The organism is Parafrankia discariae (genome assembly GCF_000373365.1).
Taxonomy (GTDB): domain Bacteria; phylum Actinomycetota; class Actinomycetes; order Frankiales; family Frankiaceae; genus Parafrankia; species Parafrankia discariae.
The window spans coordinates 14,070-37,805 of record NZ_KB891285.1; the positions used below are offsets into that span (position 1 = coordinate 14,070).

The following is a 23,736-nucleotide window of genomic DNA, read 5'->3' on the forward strand; positions in this document are numbered from 1 at the left end:
GGCGCCGGCGATCGCCACCGCCACCGCCGCGGGTCCGCGGCGGTCGGGTCAGCCGGGTGGGCGGGGGGTCATCCGGACGATGCGCAGGCCGGCCATGGCCAGCACCTCGGGCATGTTGCGCACCACGTCGCGGTCGCGGTCCTGGTCCGCCGGGGAGAGCTGCTCCCAGTCGACGAGCGAGGGATGGCGTGGATCGGAGCCGCCCCGCTCGACCGGCCCGTACCGCACCCCGCGGCTCTCCCGCTCACGCCGCCAGCGGGCGTGCTCCTCCCGGGCGAGCTCCGCCAGCTCCTCCGGGGTGAAGACGAACTCCGGGTCGTGCTCCCCGGCCGGCATGAGCATCCAGTTCCGCCGGCGCAGGACGTCGCTGTACCCGATCGCCTGCGCCAGGTTGGCGGCCCGCAGATCGTCGTCCAGTTCGTCCCAGGGGCGCAGGCTGCGCCGCGTGCGCAGCACCGCCCCGCCGGTCAGCTCCTTGAACAGGTACTTCTCGTGGATGATCCGCGCGAAGCGCTCGATGAGGTCGTTCGCCCCCGGGTCGAGCGGCAGCGCCTCGTCGTTCACCGCGAAGAACCGCAACCCGCCCTGGACGTCGTCCAGCAGCGCACCGCCGCCGCGTCGCCGCGGGCCGGGCGGCGGCGGGACCGGCGGGTCCGGGTCATCCGGGCCGCCCGCGTCGTCCGGGTCGTCGTCGGGGCCGTCCGGGTCGCCGGGCGCCTCGCGCGAGCCGAAGACGTCCTCGAAGCTGCGCTGCCGGCCGGTGCGCACGACCACCCGGGTGCCGTGCTCGCCGAGGCTGGTGGCGCCCAGCGCGCGCGCCACCTCCAGCCCACGCAGCAGCGCCTCCTCCTCGTCGCCGTGGCACACGTAGACGAACTCCGGCGGGACGGTCCGGGTCCCCTCGACCGGGTCGTCCAGTTCGAGGACCGCCCCGGGCAGTTCCCCGGACGGACTGTCGTGGGCCATCAGCTCCACCCGGGCCAGCGCCGGCTCCCGTGAGCGCATCGCCGCCGCCTCGAGGGTCGCGTTCCGCCCCGACAGGACGATCCGCAGCGGCGGCGCGCCGGGCGCGCTGTTGTCCCGCCAGCGCCGCGCCAGCTCCATCACCACGGCCTGGCCCAGGTCGGACAGCCCGAGAACGACGACGGGCGCCGGGCGCGCCCGCGGGTCGGGGAAGCCGTCCGGCCGGGCCCAGGCGGGCGCGTTGCCGTTCAGCATGGCGTGCGCGCCGAGCACCTCCACCGCGAAGAAGTCGAGGCGGAAGCCCGGGTCGTTCTCCAGGCCGATGCGGCGCGCCCGCAGGTGCGGCAGCAGCGAGAGATCGCCTACCTGGGCCAGGCAGCGCAGCGGATGGTCCAGCCGGGTGGTGGAGAGCCGACGGCTGCCGGCCCGGCTGGACCGCACGACGCCACGGGCGGTGAGCGCGACGGCGAGGTTGGACGCGGTGTCGTCCAGGCAGCTGTAGACGACGTCGGCCCGCGTGATGCCCGCGCTGGCCAGGACGAGCCGCTCCACCGGGTCACCGATGACCCGCAGCAGGTTCGGGGGCCGCTCGGCGTCCGGGTACTCCCGTTCGGCGTCCTCGGCGACCAGCACCACCCGGCTGCTGCCGACGAGCTTGTCCACGAGCGCGGAGGCGGTCGGCCCGGTGCCGCAGACGATGACGTGCCGGTGCGCGTGCCGGGCGCGGAACCGCTCGAACCGGTGTGCGAACAGGGTGCTGGCGGCGTCGGCGACACCGACGGCCGTCGCCAGCGGGGCGAGGAAGCGGGCGACCTCCAGCGCCGGGGGGAACTGCCCGCCGTTCTCGAACATCGTGCCGTCGGCGAGGAACAGCGTCGAGGCGAAGAAGATCACGTTCGCCCAGGTGAACGCCGCGGGGTCCGCGGAGAAGTGCTGATACGCGCCGATGAGGCTCAGCACGAAGGCGATCAGCCCGAGCACGAGGAACGTGCCGAGCAGGTGGCGGCGCAGCCAGCGGCCGATCCGTCCCATCCGGCCGAACAGCAGCGTCGCGTAGAGCCGCGCCGCCCGCGCCACCACCCCGCCGAGCAGGTGGCGCGGGTCCAGTTCCCGGGCGAGCCGGCCCAACCGGCCCGGCCGGCCGGGCGGACCGGGTGGACCCGGACCGCCCGACGGACCTCGGGAACCGCCGGCGGTCACTCCGGGCGGTGGGCCGTCATCGCGCCGACGGCTCCGAGACCAGGTCGGCGACGACGATGGTCGTGTCGTCGCGGGCGCCGGCCAGCAGCGCCGCCTCCACCAGGGCGTCCGCCGCCCGCTCCGGGGGCTCCGGGCCGAGCTCGGTCATCAGCCCCAGCAGCTGCTCGGGGGTCATCACCTTCGTGATGCCGTCACTGCCCAGGATCACCCGGTCACCGGCCCGCACCGCCTCGCGCAGGATGTCGGCCTCGATCCGGTCGGCCAGGCCGATGGCGTTGAGCAGCGGGCCGTTCTTGATGGCGTGCGGTGTCGTGACCTGGCGCGGGCGGCCCTTCTGCGGCTGCAGCCAGACGGAGCTGTCGCCGACGTGGGCGATGAACAGCGTCTCGCCCGTCGACTGCTGGCGGCCGAGGATGACCACGTCGAGGGTGCAGGCCATGCCCCGCCAGGACGGCTCCTGCCGGGGCTTCTCCCGCACGACCTGGTTCGCCCGGGCGACCGCCTGGCGTAGCCCGTCAGCCGGGTCCTCGGCGTACTGGGGACGGAACCCGGCCACCGTGGTGACCGTCAGCGTCGAGGCGATCTGGCCGGCGGCCTCCCCGCCGACACCGTCGGAGACGGCGAGCAGACCGTCCGACACGACGTAGGCGTCCTCGTTGGGGCCGCCGCGCTTGCCACGCCGGGTGCGGCCGGCCGCGGCCAGCCGCAGCGCGGGAGCCGTGGTGTGGACCGGCTCGGCCGCGACCAGACCGGGCGCGGAGGCTTCGGGGGTGGGAATGGTCGGCGCGGTCGTCGTCGGCGAGGCCGCGGCGCCCCAGGCCGCCTCACCACCGGCCGCGTCCGTCCCGTAAGCGTCCGTCCCGTAACCGCCGGCGCCGTAACCGCCGGCCGCGCCGGGCCCGGACGGCGCGGTCGAGCCGATCCGCGCCGTCTCGCCGGCCGTCGGGTCGGGGTAGGAGGCCGGTCCGGAGTACCCCGACGGCGTCTGGTGCGGGAAGCCGCCGGCGAGCGGGTCGCGGTCGTCGACCGCGAGTCGGTAGGCGGAGTCGTCCGCCTCGCCATGGTGGGGGCGCCCGCTGGGGGGCGGGGTCCACCCGGTGGCATCCGGGTCTCGGCTGTCGTTCATGTAGGTGTCCCTGCCGCCTGAGTCGAGTCCGCTCATGTCGATACCCCCCGTGCCGTGGGCGCCGGTGTGGGGGCCGCCGGGCTGTGCGGCTCCGGTGAGGTACGCGCCCGGAGGGGACGGATCCGCCGGGACCGCGCCGGTATCGGCGCGTGACGTGTACGCGCCACCGATATTGTGACCGCCGGTCCGGCCGCTTTCCGTAGCGGACACGACCGTGTCGGTGTCATTCGCTGTACTCCCCGGCGCGCCGGCGGCCCCGTGGCCGGTGGCGCCGTGACCGGGATCGAGCGGACTCTCGACCCGGGTGGCGTCGGCGTCGCCCCATCCGGCGTCGCCCCATCCGGCGTCGCCCCAGGCGGAACCGTCGTCCGGACCCGGCCCGCCCACCCCGCCGTCGCCGGGGTCCGTGCCGTCGCCGCGGCTCGTGCCGTCCGCGGCAGGCGCCACCCGCACCGCGGCGGGAGCACCCGCGGGCGCCGTGAAGCCGGGTACGACGTCGTCCGGTGACTGTGGGTCCGCCCCGCCGGGGTCCGGCGCGTCCGGAGCCGGGGGCTCCGGGGTGTCGCGCAGCGGGATGCTGCCGGGCCGCGAGCGTCTCGTCTCCAGTGAGCGCCTGCGCCCGGACTCGTACCCGGTGCGTGGTGCGCGACTGGACAGGACGACGAAAACCACCGCGCCCACCAGAAGCACCACGATGAGCATGATTGGTACCAGTGAGCTACCCATGGCCTCCGTCCCCGCCACGACAACCCGATCACGCTATAGGACGTGTCGGCAGCCGTCTCCATACATAACCAAAGGCAACAACTCGGCGAAGACCGGGCCTGTGTCAGGACTGCGACAGAAAGCAGCTGATTCCGCCGATGCCGTGTCAGGGGCCTGCCGGTCACCGGCAGCGGGTGTCGGGTTCCCGTCCGTATCACCCAAAGGTCAGTATCGCCGGAAGTGTGGCGTCACCGGAAGGCCCTGACGCCCGGTCGCTCAGATGGCGTCGGCGCGTGGGCGGGCGAGGGTGAAGCCGTCGAACGGCACGGGCACGGCGTTCGCCGAGTCGTAGACGGTGACCTGGAGGCGGGTCGTCCCGCCCGGCTGGCCCGGATCGACGGTGAGCGCGGCGAACGCGTACGGATGCTCGGGGAAACGGGCCGCCAGCCACGGCGCCGCCTCGACCACGCGGATCGAGGCGCGCTGGCGCTGCCCGGGGGCACGCTCCCGCACGCCGACGACCACCCGGCACGCCGGCGGGTCGTACAGCTGGCCGGCCGACGGCGTGGACGAGCCACCGGTGCCGATCAACATGTGCACCGTCCCGGCGGACGTGTCCAGTGTGGCCGCGCCGGCCCCAATCCCAGCCCCAGCCCCAGCCCCAGCCCCGGTCCCGGCCTCGCCCTCGGTCTCGCCGCCGGCGCTCCCGCCCGCGCCGATCGCACTCGCGTCGCCGGCGACGGACACCGAGCCCGGAACCGGTCGCGGGGTCAGCGTCGGGGTGCCGTCCACGACTCCCCGGAGCGGATAGGTGCGCTCGTAGTGGTGTTCGTGCCCGGAGATCACCAGGTCGACGCCGTAGCGGTCGAACAGCGGCAGCCAGGCCTCGCGCAGGCCGAGATCCGCGCCGTTGTGGTACTCAGCCGTGGAGACGGCGGCCTGGTGCAGGGCGACGACGATCCAGTCGACCGTCCGGTCCGCCCGGGCCTCGGCCAGCTGCCGCTCGAGCCAGGCGGTCTGCCGGCCCGAGCTGTAGCCGCGCAGATACACACGGCCGGCGTCCTGGTAGCAGACGTCGTCGCCGCTGAGCACGACGAACCGCACGCCGCCGACGGTGAAGGCGTACCAGAGGCCGGTCAGGTACGGCTCCTCGTCGTTGTCCGGCAGCTGGAAGTAGGTCTGGTACGCGGCGAGCCCCAGCGCGCCGTTGCCCCGCTCGGTCTCGTGGTTGCCGACACTCGGCATCCACGGGCGGCGCGCGGCCGAGGTGCTGATCATCGCGAACCAGTCCGCCCACGCCCGCGGCGGGGCGTCGCTGACGTTCGAATAGGCCAGATCGCCGTCGACCAGGGTGAACAGCGGGTCCACCCGCTCGACGCCGGCGACGAGCGCGCCGGAGGCCGGTGTGCCGAACGGGTCGTCGGACGCATCGGTGCCGTGATCGCCGAAGCAGGTGAAGGTGAAGGCGGCCCGGCCGCGGGGGGCCGTGCGGAACGAGGCCCCGCCCACCGCGCGGACGGTGCCGACAGCCGGAGTCCCGTCCGGGGTCCCGTCAGTGGTCTCGGGTGCGGTCTCGTAGGTGATCTCGTAGGTGTACCGGGTGTCCGGTTCCAGGTCGTCCAACAGCGCGTGGTGCGCGTGGATCCGCCATCCGGTGACCGCGTCCGTGTACGACCTGGAGCCGGCCTCGACCTCGCGGACGGCCCCGGCGGCACCCGTGATCACCTGGACCAGTGGCCGGGCCACTGGTGCCGGGGTGATCCAGGAGACCACCATCGACGTCGCCGGATCCGGACCGAAGGCGAGGTGCACCCCGTGCTCGGCCAGCGACGACGGGCCGTCGGGCCGCGACGGGACGTCCCGTGATGTCGGGTCTCGTGGCGCGGGGGTAAGCGGTGCGGCGTCTCGTGGTGCGGAGGTCGGCGACTTGGAGGATCGTGCCCGGGAACGTCGTGGACCGCGAAGGCTGTGAGGCATGACTTCCGGTGGCTACGGCCGGCTACGGGGCTGGCTACTGGCTACGTGTGGCTACGACTGGTGGCCGCGGTGGCAAGCGGGGGCGCCGCCGTGGCCGCGGACGCCGAAGGGCGGCTGCGCTGGCGCGCAACCGCCCTTCGGATGGGTCTCCGGCCCGGAGTGGATGACGGCCCGCTTCATGGCGGAACCGGCCGTCACCTCACGCGCGGGGCGTCCTGCGGGCCGATCTCACTCGCTGGACTTGGCGAGGTCGATCGGCGGGGAGTCCGGCACCGAGTTCGGCTTCGGCTCACCGCGGAAGACGAACTTCGCCTCCTCGCCCTCGCCCTCGACGTCGCCGACCACGATCTCGCCCGGACGCAGCGTCCCGTAAAGGATCTTCTCGGACAGGACGTCCTCGATCTCCCGCTGGATCGTCCGGCGCAGCGGCCGGGCGCCGAGCACCGGGTCGTAGCCGCGCTTGGCGAGCAGGACCTTGGCGGCGGGCGTGAGCTCCAGCGCCATGTCCTTGTTCTTCAGCTGGCCGTCGACGCGGGCGAGCATGAGATCCACGATCTGGATGATCTCGTTCTCGGAGAGCTGGTGGAAGACGATGATGTCGTCGATCCGGTTCAGGAACTCAGGCCGGAAGTGCTGCTTGAGCTCGTCCTGGACCTTCGCCTTCATCCGCTCGTAGTCGACCGCGCCCTGACCGGTGGCGAAGCCGATGCCGGGGCCCTTGGAGATGTCCCGGGTGCCCAGGTTCGACGTCATGATCAGGACGGTGTTCTTGAAGTCGACCAGCCGGCCCTGGGAGTCGGTCAGGCGACCGTCCTCCAGGATCTGCAGGAGCGTGTTGAAGACGTCCGGGTGGGCCTTCTCGACCTCGTCGAAGAGGACCACGGAGAACGGCTTGCGCCGCACCCGCTCGGTGAGCTGGCCGCCCTCCTCGTACCCGACGTAGCCGGGCGGGGAGCCCACCAGCCGTGAGACGGTGTGCTTCTCCATGTACTCGGACATGTCGAGCTGGATGAGCGAGTCCTCGTCGCCGAAGAGGAACTCCGCCAGCGTCTTCGACAGCTCCGTCTTACCGACACCGGACGGGCCGGCGAAGATGAACGAGCCGCCGGGGCGCTTCGGGTCCTTCAGACCGGCGCGGGTGCGCCGGATCGCCTGGGAGACGGCCTTGATGGCCTGCTCCTGGCCGATGACCCGGCGGTGCAGCTCGTCCTCCATGCGGAGCAGACGCGCGGTCTCCTCCTCGGTGAGCTTGAAGACCGGGATGCCGGTCCAGATCGCGAGGACCTCCGCGATCTCCTCGTCGCCGACCTCGGCGACGACGTCCATGTCGCCGGCCTTCCACTCCTTCTCCCGCTTGGCCTTCTCGGCCAGCAGGGTCTTCTCCTTGTCGCGCAGCGACGCGGCCTTCTCGAAGTCCTGCGCGTCGATCGCGGACTCCTTGTCCCGGCGGACGTTCGCGATGCGCTCGTCGAACTCCCGCAGGTCCGGCGGAGCGGTCATCCGGCGGATGCGCATCCGGGAGCCGGCCTCGTCGATCAGGTCGATGGCCTTGTCCGGCAGGAACCGGTCGGAGATGTAGCGGTCGGCCAGCGAGGCCGCGGCCACCAGGGCGGCGTCGGTGATCGAGACGCGGTGGTGCGCCTCGTACCGGTCGCGCAGGCCCTTGAGGATCTCGATGGTGTGCGCCACCGACGGCTCCGCTACCTGGATCGGCTGGAACCGCCGCTCGAGAGCGGCGTCCTTCTCCAGGTGCTTGCGGTACTCGTCCAGGGTGGTCGCGCCGATCGTCTGCAGCTCGCCGCGCGCCAGCATCGGCTTGAGGATGGAGGCGGCGTCGATCGCGCCCTCGGCGGCACCCGCGCCGACGAGCGTGTGCAGCTCGTCGATGAACAGGATGATGTCGCCGCGGGTGCGGATCTCCTTGAGGACCTTCTTCAGCCGCTCCTCGAAGTCACCGCGGTAGCGGGACCCGGCGACGAGCGCGCCGAGGTCGAGGGTGTAGAGCTGCTTGTCCTTCAGGGTCTCGGGGACCTCGCCCTTGACGATCGCCTGCGCGAGCCCCTCGACGACGGCGGTCTTGCCGACGCCGGGCTCGCCGATCAGGACGGGGTTGTTCTTCGTCCGGCGCGACAGCACCTGCATGACACGCTCGATCTCCTTCTCGCGCCCGATGACCGGGTCGAGCTTGGACTCACGAGCGGCCGCGGTGAGGTTGCGGCCGAACTGGTCGAGGACCAGCGAGGTCGACGGCGTTCCCTCGGCCGGGGCGCCGGCGGTCGCCGGGTCGCCCTTGCCCTGGTAGCCGGACAGGAGCTGGATGACCTGCTGGCGGACCCGGTTGAGGTCCGCGCCGAGCTTGACCAGCACCTGGGCGGCGACGCCCTCGCCCTCGCGGATCAGGCCGAGCAGGATGTGCTCGGTGCCGATGTAGTTGTGGCCGAGTTGGAGAGCCTCACGCAGGGACAGCTCGAGGACCTTCTTGGCCCGGGGCGTGAACGGGATGTGCCCGCTCGGCGCCTGCTGACCCTGCCCGATGATCTCTTCGACCTGTGACCGCACACCCTCGAGCGAGATCCCGAGCGACTCGAGGGCCTTAGCAGCTACGCCCTCGCCCTCGTGGATCAGGCCGAGCAGGATGTGCTCGGTCCCGATGTAGTTGTGGTTGAGCATCCTGGCCTCTTCTTGGGCCAGGACGACGACCCGACGTGCCCGGTCGGTGAACCTCTCGAACATGTGCGCTCCTTCGAGCTGCGACCGACCACACGACAGCCGGTATCCGCATGCTAGCTCCGCCGAGGCATGTCCTCACGCATCGAACAGAAACCTACCCGCCGGAACCGTCCTCCTCGTGGGGGACGGCGTCGCGGCCGGATTGCCGGCCGACCAGCGGAGACGTTCATCGCAACCGTGGCCGACCAGGCATGATTCCGTCACGTGGTTCCGCCAAGAGCGGAACGACACGGTGACCCCGACAGTCCTGGGACGGGGCTCGACGGGCAGATGATCAGAACTTGTGGCCGGAGCCGCGATGCTCCGGGACGGTGGCGGGAACGGGCGTACTGAGGGCCCTGGCCACCGGCTGGATCCGAATCCAGCACTACCGACGGTAACTGATGCTCGGGTAGCCCTTCAGTGTGATTCAGGCCACGTTGAGACCACGTCTGGCCTGGTGGCGTGCGTTTGGACCAGGTTCCTCCGGAGGAAGGCCGTCCAGCACGCGGCCCTCCAGGCCGGGTACCACCCGAGCTTGTCCGAGCTCCACCCGAGCCCGGCCGACCGGACCGGAGCCGGCCCCGCCCGTCCTCGCCCCGTGGACGTCGGGTCACACGGCGAGACCACCCGGACCCTGGCTGTCGATCCACTCCCGGAGCCGGCTCTCGCGCTCATCGGCGGCCACGAACGGACACGCGGTGCAGAACTCGGCGGTCAGCCGGTGTGCCAGACAGCACGAGCCGCGCCGCATGCCCGTGTACGGTCGGCCGTGATGGACGAACTGCTGCCAGGTCGGCCTCGCCCGCAGCGGGGGTGAGGCGCTCGCGAAGAAGGCGTCCGCCTCCAACCGGCCGGCGTGGGGATCACCACTCACCCGTTCGGTGAGAAGAAAGGCGCGGCCGCACTGCGCGGCGACGGCGCCCCACAGCGCCGCCTGCCCGAGACGGGCCCGTGGGCGTAGATCGGCGAGCACGGGCTCCAGATGGCCGACGATCTGGCTCACGAGCCGCGAGCGCAGCGTCTCGACGTCGGCCACGACCTCCACGACCTCGATCGGGTCGTCCACCGTGGGACTGCCCGGGTAGCCGACGAGTGTCGCCGCCGTGTCGGCGACGGCTGTGTCGGCGACGGCTGTGCCGGTGATGGCGGTGCCGGTGATGGCGGTGTCCGCGGCGACCGTACTGGCCGGGAGCACCCGCTCGGTGACCGCGGAGCCGCCGGCCTGGGCCGTTAGCCCCGGTACCGGCCGCTCCCGTGCGTGGGGCGGCGTCGGCGGGGCCGTCAGGACCGGATCCGAATCCATGATCGTGATCCGCCGCGTTCGGAACGCGGTGGCGTCGAACCAACCGCCTTCGCGGCAGTGCACCGAGATTCCCGCCGGGTCGAGGTCAGGGACCCGGCCGGTGAGAACGAACGCGGTGACGGCCGGCCCGACGATGGTCGCCGAGTACCAGGCGGTGAGGTAGCTGACGGCGACCTCGGCGCTGGCCTGGTGATCGTCACGGATGACGCTGAGCGCCGCGTCCAGCCCCGCGGGGCTGCGCAGGTCGGTGGCGTCGATCCAGCCGTCGACCGGCTCGGGCGACCCGGCGATCGCGTGGCGGTGGTCGAGGGCCGGGGCCACCGCTTGGAACGTGGAGCCGAAACCCGCCAGGCCGGCGGGCCGGTTCGCACAGTTCTGGGCCGGAATCATCTGCGTGGTCCGGCGGTCGATCGCGCGGCTACCGTCGCGCCGGGCGGGCGGGCCGAGCGCGGCGTCGCGGTCAGGGTCCTCGTCGGGAGGACTGCCACCGGGGAGGCCGCCGCCGGCCCGGACTGCAACCGGAGAGGCGTTGCGGAAGACATGTTGTTAGGTAAGCCTAACTTGACCCTCTCCGTCAACTCGGCGTCGCGCACCCGCCGGTGCGTCGAGGGCGTCGCGGCTGGTCGCGGGCCCGCTTGGCCGGTAAGACGGATTCGTCACAGTCCACGGAAGGTTTGAGTGCGCGACGTCCGGGTTCGCCCGGAAATGGTCGGTGTGCCGCCGCATCTGCCCTGGTGGACCAGGCTCGACTCGGTGGGCTCGTCGGACAAGCCCGCCGGGCGCCGCCTTCTTCCTCGCTGCCTGCCCCGCGTACGAGCGCACTGAACCGACCACGGACGGGTTCGTCGCGGACGATCTGCGTGACTGGGCGACTCGGGGGTCGATGACCGATCTGGCCGGTGACCCAACTGGCCGGTGACTCGGCGAACCTGTGACACTCCTGACCGTGACGCGCCCGATTCGGGGTTGACCCGACCTGGGGCCGCGCCGACGAGATCAGCAGGTGAGCCTGACCTTATACCCCGAGTCCGCCTCGACCCGGCTCATCACAAGAGGAGAGGCCCGGTGGCGCCGACCCGGGCCGTCACCGGCACCGGCGAGGCTCCGCCGGGCCGGGCCGGGCCGGGGCGGGTGGCCCGGGTGGGCCGGGTGCGGGTTGGCCGGCGGCGAGCAGCCCGGGGCGGGTGGGGTGGGGTCAGCCGGGGTGGCCGGGGCGGGGGCGGCGGTCGGGGCGCGCCCGGGGTATGGCGACGGTGGGCGGCAGCCCCGGGGGCAGCGGAGCGGCCATCGAGACCGGGCTGACGGAGTCCGGGCTGGGGGCGATGCCTGCCTCGGGGGTCACCGGGGCACCGACGGCCAGACCGGGCCCGCCGGCCATCCCCCCACCGAGTCCGCGGGGCATGCCGGCGATGGGCCGGGCGGGTACGTCCGCGAAAGGTCCGGCTGGCAGTCCCGGGCCTGGGCCGGTCGGGGTGCCTGCGGGCGGGCCCGTGGGGACGCGGGTGGCTGGGGAGCCGGCCGTCGGCACGTGCGGGGAAGGCTCGGCCCGGGTGACCGGGACTCTGCTCAGGGCCACCTCGGTGCCGGGGCCGAGGACCGGGCGCGGACCGCCCCCCGTGGCGGGACCCGCCACGGGGCCGACCGCCGAACCTGCCGCCGGACCTGCCGCGGAACCGGCCATAGAGCCTGCGGCGGAACCTGTCACGGACCCGGCCACCGGGGTCGCGACCGGCGGCCGGCCGTCCAGGGGGCGGTGCGCTGCCCGCGGGGCGGGCTCGAGCGGCCGCGGGGCGGGCTCGAGTGCCCGGGGGGTGGGCTGCCGTTCGGCCTCGGCCATCCGGCGTGCGATCCGGACGGCCAGCGTGGAGAAGTCACGGTAGGCGCGCTGTGTGGTCTGTAGGTGGCTTCCGACGATGCCGTCCGACGGGCGCAACGCGAAGACCGGCCGCCGGGAGAGCTGCGCGAGCGGCATGAGGCTGCGGTAGTGCTGCACCTGCGCCAGACAGTGCTGGTCGACGGCGATGTCGACCGGCACCCGGGGGGCGACGCCGAGAACCTCCTGCGCGTAGACCGTCGGCATGCGGGCGATCCAGCGGCTGTGCGCGCGCGAGGGCCGGTCGGAGCGCCCATGCGGTGTCAGCATGACGTAACCGAGGGGGCGCATACCCCCACCGGGCAGGCCGGCCACGTCGCGTGGGGCCCGGGCCAGCCGGTCGGCCCAGCCGTCGCGCCACGTCCGCAGGGCCGGGCCGAGGTTGCGCAGGCCCTGCATGCTGAACAGGTCCGGGGCGAGTGGGACGACGACATGGTCGCTGGCCACCAGGGCGGCCCGGTTGATCACGCCGAGGTTCGGGCCGACGTCGATCACCACGATCTCGACGTCGTGCAGGTCGGCCACCGCGCGCACCAGTCGGCCCAGCGCGCTCATCACGCGGAAGGCCCGGGGGTTGCCGGGTCCCTCGAGGCAGCGCGGCCAGGCCTGCGAGAGCTCGTCCTCGAAGCCGGAGAGCTCCAGGTCGCCGGGGAGCAGGACGAGGTTGTCGCTGACCAGCTGGCCGGGGGCGGGCGCGATGTCACCGGTGCCCTCGATCAGCGGGCGCAGCATCCCGTGGATGGTCCGGGCCGGCGCGGTGGACCGCCGGGCCTCGGGGTGCCACAGCCGCTCGAGCGCGTCCTCGTCCAGGAAGGAGGCGGTCAGGTTCGCCTGTGGGTCGAGATCCGCCGCGAGGACGCGGCGGCCGAGGTCGGCGTACATGCTCGCCAGGTGGTAGACGAGGGAGGTCTTGCCCACGCCGCCCTTGTTGTTGAAGAACGCGACCACTGCGGCGGACATGCGCCTCCCCGTCGTCGACCGGAGGATCCCGCGGCCCCGGTCGTCCATAGTGGCACGGACGAGACATTCTTCCCGCAGTCGGCGCGCCTGCGGTGCCGATTCGGCAAGTCCGCGGCCTTTCCGCGGACGATCCGTGATTGATCCGCGGACGATCGCGGACGATCCGCGCGGCGGAGGTCTCGCACCGGGGCCTGCCGGCCACCGAGACTGGGCAGCCATGACGACCTCACCACGAGTGCTCTACCACGTCGTGTGCGCGGCGCTGCCCGCGCTGGCCGCCGCGGACTTCGCCGCCGAGGCCCGCCAGGACGGCTGGGACGTGTGCGTCGTGACGACACCGCGGGCCGCCGCCTGGCTGGACCTGCCCGCCCTCGCCGCGGTTACGGGGCATCCGGTGCGCACCGACTACAAGCTCCCGGGCCAGCCGGACGTGCTTCCGCCGCCGGCCGCCTTCGCGGTCGTCCCGGCGACCTTCAACACGATCAACAAGTGGGCGGCCGGCATCGCGGACACCCTCGTGCTGGGGCTGCTCACCGAGGCGCTCGGCCTCGGGCTCCCGGTCGTCGCGGCGCCCTGCCTGGCGGAGGCGCAGGCGGCGCACCCGGCCTTCGCGGCGTCGTGTCGCACGCTGCGCGGCGCCGGCGTGCGGCTGCTCGACCGCTGGACGGCCCGCGATCCCGGCCTGGCCGGCGGGGGGTGGGAGGCCGCCGACACCCACCGGGTACTCACCGAGCTCCGCCGCGCCGCGAACTGAGGCTGCCGCCCGTCTGCCGGCCGCCGTCTGCCGGCCGCCGGCCGGCCGGTGTCAGCGGTCGTCGAAGAGAGCCTTGTGGACGGTTTTCGCCATGGCTTCCTGCCCGGCCCGGGTCGGATGGGCGCTGAGGCTCCGGCTCGCGCCGAAAAGACCGATCGGGTTCACCCAGGAGTCCTTGGTGCACATTTCATGACCGCGCAGGGAGCGATCGGTCGACACGTACTCGACACCGGCGTCGGACGCCGCATTGCGGATAGTCCGGTTGAGCGCGTTGTTGAGGCTGGCGAGCTGGCGGCGCTCGGTGCTGTCGAGCCAGCGGCAGGTGTTGTCCCGCTGGGACCGCGGAACGATGGTGGGATAGCCGACGACCACGATCCGGGAGCCCGGAGCCGCCGCCTTCACCTCTTTGTAGGTGGTGACCAGGATGTCGGGAAGCACGTCCTGGACGTAGTCGCGCCGGCGGCGGTCGTCGCCGTCCCAGAAGCACTTCCACGCGACACAGCTGAACATGACCTGGCTGAACCCGGCGTCGTTGCCGCCGATGGTCAGCGTCACCACGTCCGGCCGGGTCGGCAGGGCCCGCAGCTGGTCGAGCTGGGGCGGGGAGCCCCGCTGGGGCTCGGTCAGGGCCTCCGTCGTCGCGCCCCCGCACGCCGCGTGCAGGACGTTGGCGGCCGGCGGGTCGAGGGTGGCCAGCAGCCGTGGCCACGCCCCGGCGCTGCGCCGGCAGCTCGCGAAGGCCGCTTCGAACGGGGGTGATCCCTCGCCGGAGGAGTACGAGTCGCCCAGCGCGGCCACCGTCAGCGTTCCCGGGGCCGCGGTGGCCGTGCCGGCCAGCCCCATCGGTGTGCAGACGAGAAGGAACAGGGCGGCCGAGACGAAAAGCACCGTCCAGGTGAACGGCGCTGTTCGGTTGAACGTCGCTGTTCGTGTGGACGGGGCCGTCCGGCCGTGCGGGCCGCCGAATCGTGAGGTCGCCCCCGTGCTGTGCCGCATGAGGGAGAGGCTAACCCGGGCGCGCCGATGCCGGACGGTTTCCTGCCCGGAACGGGGATGTAGCTGACGACCTGGCAAAGGATTTGCCGCGGCGTCCGGCTGTTTCACCGGCGGCGGCCGGGTGGTTGTCGGACATCCGATAGGGCGGCGCGGGCCGGGTCTTCCCGGACTTCACCTCAGCGCGGTTCGACGTTCTTCTCGAAGACAAGACGCAGCCCGATCAGGGTCAGGTGCGGCTCGTGATTGTCGAGGGTCTCGCTCTCCTTGATCACCAGTGGGGCGAGGCCGCCGGTGGCGATCGTGGTGGCCGGTGTGCCCAGCTCGGCCCGGATGCGGCGGACCAGCGCGTCCACCTGGCCGACGACGCCGTAGATCATCCCGGACTGCAGGGCCTCGACGGTGCTCTTGCCGATCACCGAGCGGGGGGTGGTCAGCTCGACGTTGCGCAGCTGGGCGGCACGGGAGGCCAGTGCGTCCAGCGCGACCTCGATGCCCGGCGCGAACGCCCCGCCGAGGAACTCGCCCCGGGCGGACACCACGTCGATGTTCGTGGCGGTGCCGAAGTCGACCACGATCACCGGGCCGCCGTAGAGGTGGTGGGCGGCCAGCGTGTTCATGATCCGGTCGGCGCCGGCCTCCTTCGGGTTGTCGATGAGGATCGGCACCCCCGTCCGGGTGCCCGGCTCGACGACGACGGTCGGCATCGCCGGGAACGTCCGGCTGACCATCCGGCGGATCTCCCGCAGGGCGGCCGGCACGGTGGAACACACCGAGACACCGTCGATCGGGTGGTCACCGAGGAGACCACGGTAGAGCCAGCCCAGCTCGTCGGCGGTCGCTCGCGAATCGGTGCGGACCCGCCACGAGTTGGCGAGCTGATCGCCGTCGAAAACACCCAGCACGGTGTTCGTGTTGCCTACGTCGATCGTCAGCAGCATCTTTCGGCCGTCCAGGGTTGTCGACTTCGGGGCGTGTCGGCTTCGGGGGGTGGGGGCGCGCTGGCGTCGACCGCGCGGGCGTCGGGCGCGCCGGCGTCAGCGCGGAGCCGGCACCGCGAGGTCGAAGCCGAGGTCGAGCGCGGGCGCCGAGTGGGTGAGCCCGCCGACGGCGAGGAAGTCGACCCCGGTGGCGGCCACCGCGGCGGCCACGTCGAGGGTGAGCCCGCCACTGGCCTCCAGCAGGACCCCGGCCGGCCGGGCGACGGCGACCGACGCGCGCAGCTCGTCCAGGGACATGTTGTCACAGAGAATCAGGTCGGCCCCGGCGCCGACCGCCTCGACGACCTGCTCGACGGTGTCGCACTCGACCTCGACGGGCAGGTCCGGGTAGCGGGCGCGCACCGCGGTGAACGCCGCCGCCACGCCGCCGGCCGCGATCACGTGGTTGTCCTTGACCAGCGCGGCGTCGGTCAGCGACATCCGGTGGTTGCGCCCGCCGCCGCAGCGCACCGCGTACTTCTCCAGCGCGCGCAGGCCGGGCAGGGTCTTGCGGGTGTCGCGGACGGCCGCGCCGGTACCGGCGACCGCGTCGGCCCACAACCGGGTCACGGTGGCCACCCCGGACAGGTGGCAGAGCAGGTTGAGCGCGGTCCGCTCGGCGGTGAGCAGCCCGCGGACGGGACCACGCACCCGGAGCACCTCCGTGCCCGGGACGACCCGGTCACCGTCGGCGCTGGTCGGCGTCACGGTCACCGCCGCGCCGAGCAGCACCTCGAACACGGCCGCGGCGACCGGCACGCCCGCCACCACGCCGTCCGCCCGGGAGACCACGGAACCGGTACTGGTCAGCGCCGCGTCCACGGTCGCCGCGGAGGTCGCGTCCACCGCCCAGGCCGCCTCGCCCGCTGCCCCGGCCGTCTCACCCGCCGGGCCGGCCACCCCACCGACCTGGGGAGACGTGCCCAGCGGAAGATCCTCGGCGAGGGCCCGGCCGATCACGTCGAGGACCGCCGCCGCGTCCAGCCCGGCGGACTTCAGCCCCGCGAGGACGGCGGCCGACAGCTGGTCGGGGCCCAGCGGCGCCCCGGGCCGCCCGCCACTCACGCCGACCGCGCCGGCTGGTCCTGGGCCGCCCGCGCGCCGTTCGACCGGTCCTCGGCCGACGGTGCCTCGTAGGTCACGATCAGCTTCCCCTCCTGGTCCAGCCTGGTCAGCACGTGCCCGCGCCAGTGCTCGTCGTCGCGGGCACCGAAATCCTCGCGCCAGTGGCAGCCGCGGGTCTCGGTGCGCAGCGCCGCCGCCGCGACCAGCGCGGTCGCCACCGTGCGCAGGTTCGTCATCTCCCAGGCCGCCGGTCCGGCCTGCACCGTCGCCCCGCTGACCCGCAGGTCACCGAGGCCGGCGAGCATCTTGGACGTCGCTCGCAGGCTCTCGGCGCTGCGCAGGACGCCCGCCCCGTCGGTCATCGCCCGAGCCAGGTCACCGCGCTCGGTCGGATCGGTCAGGCCCGAACCCCGGGCCCCCGTCGGCTCCGCGGTGGACGGCGTGCCATCCGGGCCGTCCACCGAGCGGACCCCGGGCAGCCCGGCGATGTGGTCGGCGATCCGGGCCGCGAACACCAGCCCCTCCAGCAGGCTGTTGGACGCCAGCCGGTTCGCCCCGTGCACCCCCGTGCAGGCGACCTCCCCGCACGCGTACAGCCCGGGGACACTCGTGCGCCCCCACACGTCGGTGCGGACCCCGCCGCTGGCGTAGTGCGCCGCCGGGGCCACCGGGATCGGCATGGTCACCGGGTCGATGCCCGCGGCCCGGCACCGGGCGGTGATGGTCGGGAACCGGCGCAGCAGCGTCTCGGCGCCCAGGTGGCGGGCGTCCAGGAACAGGTGGCGCACCCCCTGCTCGGCCATCACCCGCGACATCTGCTTCGCGACGACGTCGCGGGGCGCCAGGTCGGCCAGCGGGTGGACGCCGGCCATCACCCGCCGGCCGGCCGCGTCCACCAGCAGCGCGCCCTCGCCGCGCATCGCCTCGCTGACCAGGGGCTGCTGGCCCGACTCGTGCTCGGGCAGCCACAGCGCCGTCGGGTGGAACTGGACGAACTCCAGGTCGGTCACGACCGCCCCGGCCCGCAGGGCGAGCGCCACCCCGTCGCCGGTGGAGACGGCCGGGTTGGTGGTCGAGGCGAAGATCTGCCCCATACCGCCGGTGGCCAGGACGATCGCGCGGGCCGTCACGGCGCCGACGCCGTCCCGGCTGCCCTCGCCGAGGACGTGCAGCGTCGCTCCGACCGCCCGGCCGTTACGGTCCGTGAGCAGATCCAGGACGAGGGCGTGTTCGAGCACCTCGATGGCCGGGTCGGCGCGCACGGCGGCGATCAGGGCGCGCTCCACCTCCAGCCCGGTGGCGTCGCCACCGGCGTGCGCGACGCGGTCGCGCAGGTGGCCGCCCTCGCGGGTCAGCGAGAACGCCCCGTCGGGCTCCCGGTCGAACCGGGCGCCGAGCGCCGCGAGCTCCCGCACCCGGGCGGGACCTTCGCTGACCAGGATCTCGACCGCCGCCGGGTCGCACAGGCCCACCCCGGCCACGAGCGTGTCGCGGTGGTGTTCGGCCGGCGAGTCCCCGAGGCCCAGGGCCGCGGCGATGCCACCCTGGGCCCAGCGGGTCGATCCGGCGTCCAGCAGGGCCTTGGTGACCAGCAGGACGCGGCTGCCGGGGCTCGCCGCCCGCGCGCGCAGCACGGTGGTGAGCCCGGCGACCCCGGATCCGATCACCACGATGTCGGCGTGCCGGGTCCAGCCCGGACGGGGCGCGCCGAGCCGGTGTGGGAGAACAGGCACCGCGCTACGCCCCCCTGCCCAGGCCCCGGGCACCGGCCGCGTCCAGGACGTCGCCGCGCAGACTGGCCGGATCGCCCGGCAGCGCCGCCGCCGGGTCGCCGCCCTGCCCGATGATCCGGTTCTCCGCGTCGACGAACAGCACCTTCGGGACGTGGGTGCGCGCCTCGGCGTCGTCCATCATCCCGTAGGAGATGATGATGACGAGGTCGCCGGGGTGCACCAGCCGGGCGGCAGCCCCGTTGATCCCGATGACGCCGCTGCCGGCCGGGCCGCTGATCGCGTAGGTCTCCAGGCGGGCGCCGTTGTTGATGTCGACGATCGTCACCTGCTCGCCGGGCAGCAGGTCGGCGGCCGCCATCAGGTCGGCGTCGATCGTCACCGAGCCCACGTAGTGCAGGTCGGCCTGGGTGACCGTCGCCCGGTGGATCTTCGAGGTGAGCATGGTCCGGAACACCGGTCAGACCTCCTTGCCCGCGGGGGCCGGGCCGGCCGCCCCCGTCAGGACGAGTTCGACGTTGTCGATCAGCCGGGTGCTCCCGACCCGGGCGGCGACCAGCAGCAGGGCGGGCCCGTCCTCGACCGGCCCGAGATCGGACGGGCTGGCCAGCGTCAGATAGTCGACGTCCACGCCGGGCTCGGCGGCCAGTACGGACCGGGCCGCGGCCAGCACCGCGGCCGTGCCGGCGCCCGCGCCGGCCCGCGCGGCGCCGGCGGACAGCGCCCGGGAGAGCGCCAGCGCGCTGCGCCGCTGCTCCGCCCCAAGGTAGGCGTTCCGGCTGGACAGGGCCAGACCGTCGGGGTCACGCACCGTCGGTACCCCGACGATCTCCACCGGGAAGGCCAGGTCGGCGACCATCCGGCGGATGCAGACGAGCTGCTGGGCGTCCTTGCGGCCGAAGAAGGCCACCTCCGGCCGGACGAGGTGCAGCATCGTCCCGACCAGGGTGAGCATCCCGTCGAAGTGGCCCGGCCGGGACGCCCCCTCGAGGACGTCGCCGAGCGGGCCGGCACTCAGCGTGACCAGCGGTGCGGGATCGTGCACCCGGGTCGGCGCGTAGACGACGTCGACGCCCTCGCGCGCGCAGAGGTCGAGGTCGGCCTCGAAGGTACGGGGGTAGCGGTCGAGGTCCTCACCCGGCCCGAACTGCAGCGGGTTCACGAAGATCGTGACCACCACCTGGTCGGCCCGGAGCCGGGCCGTTCTGATCAGCTCGGCGTGCCCGCGGTGCAGGGCGCCCATCGTCATCACGACGGCGCGCACCCCCCGCGGTCCGTCGCCTCCGGCCGGGGAGGCGGCGGGTTCGTTCAGGGACGCGGCGAGCTCGGCACGGGTGCGGGCGACGGCGGGTCGGCCCGCTCGGGTCGCTCGGGGCGGGCTGGGAACCGGGCCGGCCGGCCCGGGAACCGAGCGGGCGAATGACTGGGCAGGCATGTCTACAGGCATCTGGTCCGTTCCAGTCCTCGGATGGGGTACCGGACGTCGCCGGACACTGTAACCCGCCTGCAACCTTCTCCGGACCGGTCTGTGAGCTGGCTTTCTTTCGCCGTCCGAGCCTGGCCGGGACGGCACCGGACCGCCCCGCGCCGCGGCCGGAGACCCGAAAGGACACCCCGCCTCCAGCGGCCCGGAAAGACCACCGCCCCCGGCCGCGACGGCGCGACCGGGGGCGGTGACTGGACGGAACCGGTGATCGGTGACCGGTCCCGCGCGGTCAGTCCTGGCGGTGGCGGGGGTAGTCCCCCGCTCCGGAGAACGGGCCGCGCCCGGACGGCGCCGAGGGCACGGGGGCCTGCGCCGGCAGCACCGGTACCGGGACCGCCGTCCCCCGGCCGCCCTCGTCCTCGTCGTCCTCGTCGGCGGCGTCGGTGACGGCGGCGACGGGCCGGCGGCGCCACGCCCGCTCGCCGATCAGCGTCAGGACGGCGGGCATCAGGATCACCCGGATCACGGTCGCGTCCAGCAGGATCGCCGCGCCGAGTCCCACGCCGAGCTGCTTCATGCTCACCTGCGACAGGGTGGCGAAGATGCTGAACACCGCCACCATGATCACAGCGGCGCTGGTCACCACCCCGGCGCTGCGCCGGACCCCGACCAGCACCGCGTCGCGCATCGGCAGGCCCGAGTCGTAGGCCTCCCGGACCCGGCTGAGCACGAACACCTGGTAGTCCATCGACAGGCCGAACAGGATCACGAACAGCATCAGCGGCAGCCAGTTGGTGATGGCCCCGGTCGAGGTGTAGCCGAGCAGGCCGTCCGCCCAGTGATGCTGGAACACCACCACGAGCAGGCCGTACGCCGCCGCCACCGACAGCAGGTTCAGCGCGACGGCCGCCGCGGCGACGACGGCGCTGCGGAACGCGGCCAGCAGCAGGAGGAAGGCCAGGACCAGGACGAACCCGATCACCAGCGGGGTGCGCCCGTTGAGCTGGGCGTTGAAGTCCGCCGAACCGGCAGTCCACCCGGTGACGTCCGCCGACATGCCGGCGACCGGGTCGATCGTGCCGGGGATGATCTCGTCGCGCAGCGCGTCGAGCACCCGCAGCGACGCGTCGTCGGTGCCGCTGCCGGCGATCGGGATCGAGATCTTGGCGACCTGCCCGTCCCGGCTGATCTCGGTGGTGATCGGCTCGTACATCACCCCGCTGGCCAGCGCCCGCTCACGCAGCGCGTCGATGGCTCCCGCCGCCCGCGGCGCCCGCACGTCGGCGGCCGAGACCACGATGACCGCGGCCGTCTGCTCGCCGGGGAAGGCCGCCTGCACCCGGTCGTAGGTCTGCATGATCGGAAGATCGTCGGGGATGTCGTCCATCCCCGGTTCGACGGTCCGCAGCCCCAGGGCGGGCACGGCCAGCAGGATCAGCAGCCCACCGGTGACCACCGCGACGATGCCGGGGCGGCGCAGCAGCCGTCCCATCAGGCCGGGCCGGGTCAGATCGGCGCCCGCGGGGGTCGTGGTGCCCGTCGTGTTCGCTTCGGCCGTGGTCGAGGCGGTGGTCGCGGCCACCGCCGCGGCGTCGGCGCGGGTGGCGGCACGGCGGTGCCAGGGCAGCCGCAGCAGTTCGACCCGGTCACCCAGCCAGGACAGCACCGCCGGCAGCACCGTGAGCGAGCCGAGGACCGCGATCAGCACCACGATGACCGTGCCGCCGGCGATCCCGCTGAACACGCTCAGCCCGGTCAGCAGCAGACCGGCCATCGAGACGGCGACCGTCAGCCCGGACACCAGGACGGCGTGGCCCGAGGTGTCCGCGGCGATCTCCAGCGCGCGGCGCGGGCTGTGCCCGGCGGCCCGCTCCTCGCGCTCCCGACGGATGTAGAACAGGGCGTAGTCGACGCCGACCGCCAGGCCGATGAGCAGCATGACCGAGGTCGCGGTCTCGTCCGTGGGCAGCAGCCGGCTGGAGAAGGCGACCACGCCCAGCGCTCCGACGAACGCGGTCAGCGCGAGCGCGACCGGCACCAGCGCGGCGACGACCGCGCCGAAGACGGCGAGCAGGATGCCCAGGGTGAGCGGGATGGCGAGCAGCTCGGCCCGCTGGAAGTCCTTGCCGATCGTGTCGCCGAGCGCCTTGTCGGCACTCGCCTCGCCGACCTCCTCGACCAGCAGCCCCGGATGCGCGTCGGCCGCGGCCGAGACGGCGGCCAGCACCGGGTCGATCCGGTCGGTGGCGGTCTCCTCGTCACCGCGCATCTCGAAGGTCACCATGACCGAGCGACGGTCGGTGGACACCAGGCCGGGGTTCGCCTCCACCCCGGGCAGCGCGATCGGCGCCCGCAGGTTGGTCACCTCACCGGTGCCGTCGAGCCGCGCGGTGACATCCGCGAGGGTGGCCCGCAGCTCGGGATCGGTCAGCAGCTCCTCGGGGCCCGCCGCCGCCGCCGGCCGCTGGATCAGCACGTTCTCGTTGGCGGGGGAGGTGAACCCGTGCGCGTCCAGGGTGCGCTGGGCCCGCCCGTCCTCACCGACGCTGTAGTCGTCGTCATCGAGGGTGCTGGTTCCGATCAGGCTCCCCAGCAGCGTGACGAGCACGACGCCGAGGATCCAGCCGCCGATGGCGAGGCGGCGGTGCCGCACGCTCCACCTGGCCGCGCGGGCGGCCAGGTGGGTGGCGTGCGTGCGGGTGTGCGGGGGGTCATCGGGGGACGGGCCGGTCGGCGCGGCCCGGCGGGTGTGGCGTGGGCCGCGGTCGGCCGGCCCGTCCGAGGCGCCGGACCCCGACGGGGCGGGTGAGCGGCGCGGCGTTGATGCTGTCGGAGGTCTCGTGCGCATGGAACGACGATCTCGTTCCAGCCGTTCCTGGTCACTGCGGAGAGCTACCAGATTCGAGGTGCCGAAACCCTCCGGCGCCCGGTGGGGTTCGCTCGCGGCCGCCGGTGGGGCTAACCCCCGGTCAGCCTCCGGCCACGGGGGTGCTCACGCGGTCGACAGGTAATCCTTGAACGAGATCCCGGTCAGCCGCTCGTAGGCCTCGACATAGCGGGCGCGCGTCGACTCGACGATGTCGTCGGGCAGCTCCGGCGCCGGCGGATTGCGATCCCATCCCGTGCTGACCAGGTAGTCGCGGATGAACTGCTTGTCGTAGGACGGCTGGGTGCCGCCCGGCGTCCAGGCGTCCGCCGGCCAGAACCGGGACGAGTCGGGGGTGAGCACCTCGTCGGCGAGCCGCAGCACGCCGTCGGTGTCGTGGCCGAACTCGAACTTGGTGTCGGCCAGCAGGATCCCGCGCTCGGCGGCCAGGTCGCTGGCCCGCCCGAAGATCTGCAGGGTGAGCCGCTCGAGCTCGGCCGCCAGCTCCGCACCGACCCGCCCGGCCGCGTCGTCCCGGCTGATGTTCTCGTCGTGCTCCCCGATCGGCGCCTTCGTCGACGGCGTGTAGATCGGGTTCGGCAGCCTGCTGCCGTCCTCCAGACCGGCGGGGAGTGGATGGCCGCTGACGGTGCCGGAGCGCCGGTAGTCCTTCAGCCCGCTGCCGGTCAGGTAGCCGCGGGCGACACACTCGATCTGCACCATGTCCAGTCGGCGGCACAGCATCGAACGCCCGCGCAGCTGCTCGGCGTAGGGCGCGAGCTCCGCCGGGTACTCGTCCACACTCGAACTGATCACATGGCTCGGGACGAGATCACCGAGCTGGTCGAACCACCACAGGCTGAGCCCGGTGAGCACCGCGCCCTTGTCGGGGATCTCCGTGGGCAGCACGACGTCGAAGGCCGAGATCCGGTCGCTCGCCACGAGCAGCACCGCGTCATCCCCGACCGCGAACAGCTCACGCACCTTCCCCGAGCCGAGATGTGTCAGCCCGGCAAACTCCTCATGTGTCAGCGGCATGGTCCGACCGTACCGGTAGCCCCCTGCCCGGGACGCCCGCTCAACGTGCCTCTTCGTGATGCCCC

15 protein-coding genes are annotated in these 23,736 nt (G+C 73.4%); 1 reads left to right on the forward strand and 14 read right to left on the reverse strand.

Going from position 1 to position 23,736, the window contains the following annotated elements:
- Positions 1-48: 48 nt before the first annotated feature.
- The 6 genes from B056_RS0133290 to B056_RS45180 all read right to left on the reverse strand — a co-directional run bounded on the left by B056_RS0133290 (position 49) and on the right by B056_RS45180 (position 12,819).
- The gene (locus B056_RS0133290) at positions 49-2,091 is read right to left on the reverse strand and encodes an NAD-binding protein (protein WP_230203311.1); all 2,043 of its coding nucleotides are present in this window, start codon (positions 2,089-2,091) and stop codon (positions 49-51) included.
- An 88-nt stretch (positions 2,092-2,179) separates the two neighbouring features.
- Positions 2,180-4,015: a PP2C family protein-serine/threonine phosphatase gene (locus B056_RS0133295; protein ID WP_154677371.1), complete on the reverse strand. Its 1,836-nt coding sequence runs from the start codon at positions 4,013-4,015 to the stop codon at positions 2,180-2,182.
- A 255-nt stretch (positions 4,016-4,270) separates the two neighbouring features.
- Positions 4,271-5,806 (reverse strand): purple acid phosphatase family protein, encoded by a 1,536-nt coding sequence (locus B056_RS0133300; protein WP_018506166.1) that lies wholly within the window; start codon positions 5,804-5,806, stop codon positions 4,271-4,273.
- A 393-nt stretch (positions 5,807-6,199) separates the two neighbouring features.
- Positions 6,200-8,704: an ATP-dependent Clp protease ATP-binding subunit gene (locus B056_RS0133305; protein ID WP_018506167.1), complete on the reverse strand. Its 2,505-nt coding sequence runs from the start codon at positions 8,702-8,704 to the stop codon at positions 6,200-6,202.
- Positions 8,705-9,293: 589 nt separating this feature from the next.
- Entirely contained in the window at positions 9,294-10,376 is a 1,083-nt protein-coding gene (locus B056_RS39860; RefSeq protein WP_018506168.1) for a hypothetical protein, read from the reverse strand.
- 805 nt (positions 10,377-11,181) lie between these two features.
- Complete coding sequence (locus tag B056_RS45180) at positions 11,182-12,819, reverse strand: ParA family protein (RefSeq protein WP_051105819.1); 1,638 nt, start codon at positions 12,817-12,819, stop codon at positions 11,182-11,184.
- A gap of 217 nt (positions 12,820-13,036) precedes the next feature.
- On the opposite strand from B056_RS45180, the gene B056_RS0133320 reads away from it, so the two are divergent.
- Positions 13,037-13,573, forward strand: a complete 537-nt coding sequence (locus B056_RS0133320) for a flavoprotein (protein WP_026240446.1) — start codon at positions 13,037-13,039, stop codon at positions 13,571-13,573.
- Between the two features lie 51 nt (positions 13,574-13,624).
- Here the strand turns inward: B056_RS0133320 and B056_RS0133325 are convergent, their stop codons facing one another.
- The 8 genes from B056_RS0133325 to B056_RS0133360 all read right to left on the reverse strand — a co-directional run bounded on the left by B056_RS0133325 (position 13,625) and on the right by B056_RS0133360 (position 23,671).
- Entirely contained in the window at positions 13,625-14,569 is a 945-nt protein-coding gene (locus B056_RS0133325) for an SGNH/GDSL hydrolase family protein (RefSeq protein ID WP_018506171.1), read from the reverse strand.
- 176 nt (positions 14,570-14,745) lie between these two features.
- On the reverse strand, positions 14,746-15,507 hold the full coding sequence (locus tag B056_RS0133330) for a type III pantothenate kinase (RefSeq protein ID WP_018506172.1): 762 nt from the start codon (positions 15,505-15,507) through the stop codon (positions 14,746-14,748).
- Between the two features lie 96 nt (positions 15,508-15,603).
- On the reverse strand, positions 15,604-16,611 hold the full coding sequence (nadC, locus tag B056_RS0133335; protein ID WP_018506173.1) for a carboxylating nicotinate-nucleotide diphosphorylase: 1,008 nt from the start codon (positions 16,609-16,611) through the stop codon (positions 15,604-15,606).
- Positions 16,608-18,344 carry an L-aspartate oxidase gene (locus tag B056_RS0133340; protein WP_051105810.1) on the reverse strand — a complete coding sequence of 579 codons (1,737 nt, stop codon included), beginning with the start codon at positions 18,342-18,344 and terminating at the stop codon, positions 16,608-16,610. Before B056_RS0133340 ends, nadC begins: the two co-directional genes overlap by 4 nt.
- Before the next feature lie 4 nt (positions 18,345-18,348).
- Positions 18,349-18,798 (reverse strand): aspartate 1-decarboxylase, encoded by a 450-nt coding sequence (gene panD / locus B056_RS0133345; RefSeq protein ID WP_018506175.1) that lies wholly within the window; start codon positions 18,796-18,798, stop codon positions 18,349-18,351.
- A gap of 3 nt (positions 18,799-18,801) precedes the next feature.
- Positions 18,802-19,776, reverse strand: a complete 975-nt coding sequence (panC, locus tag B056_RS0133350) for a pantoate--beta-alanine ligase (RefSeq protein ID WP_018506176.1) — start codon at positions 19,774-19,776, stop codon at positions 18,802-18,804.
- A gap of 280 nt (positions 19,777-20,056) precedes the next feature.
- Positions 20,057-22,615 carry an MMPL family transporter gene (locus B056_RS0133355; RefSeq protein ID WP_026240447.1) on the reverse strand — a complete coding sequence of 853 codons (2,559 nt, stop codon included), beginning with the start codon at positions 22,613-22,615 and terminating at the stop codon, positions 20,057-20,059.
- Between the two features lie 144 nt (positions 22,616-22,759).
- Entirely contained in the window at positions 22,760-23,671 is a 912-nt protein-coding gene (locus tag B056_RS0133360; protein ID WP_018506178.1) for a phosphoribosylaminoimidazolesuccinocarboxamide synthase, read from the reverse strand.
- Positions 23,672-23,736 lie beyond the last annotated feature (65 nt).